This window comes from Streptomyces sp. NPDC036822, from assembly GCF_055609145.1.
In genome coordinates, this window is sequence record NZ_JBVJPY010000062.1 from 1 (window position 1) to 1,893 (window position 1,893).

A 1,893-nucleotide genomic window follows, 5' to 3' on the forward strand; every position below is an offset into this window, starting at 1 on the left:
GTGTCGGCGTACAAGTGAACGTGCACCACCGCGTACGGATGAAAGTGCACCGTTCTTGATGCGGTGAGGTTGGTGTCGCGCGAGTCTTCTGTCGTCCTGTTCGGGGTCGGTGGAGGGCGGCGAGAGTGGTCTTGGATCCGCATCGCTGGTTGGAGTTGAGGCGGTTTCGCGGCCTGTACGAGTCCGGTGCGATGAGCCTGCGGGAGATCGCGAAGGAGACCGGGCTGAACCGGCGCACGGTCGCCAAGTACCTGTCGGGCGAGACTCCGGTCGCGCCACCGCGAAGGGCTCCCAACGGGCAGCCATACCGGCGGATCGTGGATGAGGTCGCGCCGTTGATCGACGCGATGCTGCGGGCCGAGATCCTGCTCAAAGGGGCCGTGATCCACGAGCGCCTGGTGGCCGAGTACGGGTTCACCGGCAGCTACCAGCGGATCAAGATGTACTTGCAGGAAGCCAGACCCCGCATCGCGGAGGAACTGGGCATCAGCCCGAGCGAGCTGGCCGGTCTCCACCGCAGGTTCGAGGTAGTCCCGGGGGCTCAGGCCCAGGTCGACTGGGGTGACGAGGGAAAGATCCTCGCCCACGTCGGAATCCCGAAGGTCTACTCGTTCCACATGACCTTGTCCTACTCGCGTGATCCGTTCTGCTGCTTCACCACCAGCCAGGACCTGGCCACCTTCTTCGACTGCCACCGCCAGGCGTTCGCCCACTTCGGCGGTGTCCCGATGTCGATCGTCTACGACCGCACCAAAACGGTGGTCCGCCGGCATGTCGCACCAGGTGAGGCCGTTCCGCTGCATCCGGAGGCCGTCGCCTTCGCCGGGCACTACGACTTCGATCCCGACGTGCTGGCCGCCTACCGGCCCACGGGCAAAGGTCGGGTCGAGCGACAGGTGCTGATCGTCCGCGACCACGTCCTGGCCGGACGGGCCTTCTCCTCGGTCGAAGAGCTCAACGCCGCGTTCACCGCCTGGGTGCCGCTGCGGCGGGCGAAGGTGCACGGCACCCACGGCGAGGTCATCGGTCTCAGGGCGATCCGCGACCACGTCGCCCTGCGCCCGCTGCCGCAGATGCCCTATGTGGTCACTCAGCGGCATCTGCGCCACGTCGGCAAGGACTGTCTGGTCGCCTTCGACGCCAATCTCTATTCGGTGCCGGCCCGCAAGGTCCGCCCCCGTCAGCTGGTCGAAGTCAGGGCCACGAAGTCCCAGGTCATGCTGCATGCCACCGGCCCCGACCGCAACGGCGAGACCCTGCTGGCCGTCCATCCCCGGGCGGTTGGCCGAGGCGCCCGGATCGTGGATGAGAAGCACTGGGACGGCCTGCCCACGGGCGCCGGCCGTCGCGTCACCACCGGTGAGGGGAGCCTGCCGCGGCCCCGCCGCCGCGACGCCTCGGCCTCGCAGGCAGGGCCGCTGGCGGCACTGCTGAACCGGGCCGCGGTCACCCAGGTCGAGGTCGGCCGCCGGCCTTTGTCGGTCTATGACGAGCTGACCGGCACCCGCCCCTTCACCACCAAGCCGAGCACGAAGGAATCGTCTTGAGCGAGCTGGTCTCCACCCGCATCCGCAACACGGCCGGCAAGCTGGGACTGCCCCACCTGGCCGAGGCCCTGACCCAGTACGCCCAGCGGGCCGACGAGGCCAAGATGGGCTACCTCGACTTCATCGACCTGGTCCTCTCCGAAGAACTCGCCGTCCGTGACGACCGCCGCTTCCGCACCGGCCTACGGATTTCGAAACTGCCTCACCACAAGACGCTGGACGACTACGACTTCTCATTCCAGCCCGAGCTCGACCCGCGCAAGGTCAAGGACCTCGCCACGTTGTCGTTCGTCGAGGCCAAGGCCAACGCCGCCCTGCTCGGGCCGCCGGGAGTGGGCAAGACACA

The 1,893-nt window shown here is 67.8% G+C and carries 2 protein-coding genes; both read left to right on the forward strand.

Features of this window, described 5'->3' with window-relative positions:
- The first annotated feature begins 191 nt into the window (after positions 1-191).
- The gene (gene istA / locus ACZ68P_RS36175; protein WP_471013618.1) at positions 192-1,547 is read left to right on the forward strand and encodes an IS21 family transposase; all 1,356 of its coding nucleotides are present in this window, start codon (positions 192-194) and stop codon (positions 1,545-1,547) included.
- On the forward strand, positions 1,544-1,893 hold a 350-nt coding region (locus ACZ68P_RS36180; RefSeq protein WP_471013619.1), incomplete at its 3' end, for an ATP-binding protein. The genes istA and ACZ68P_RS36180, both read left to right, overlap by 4 nt.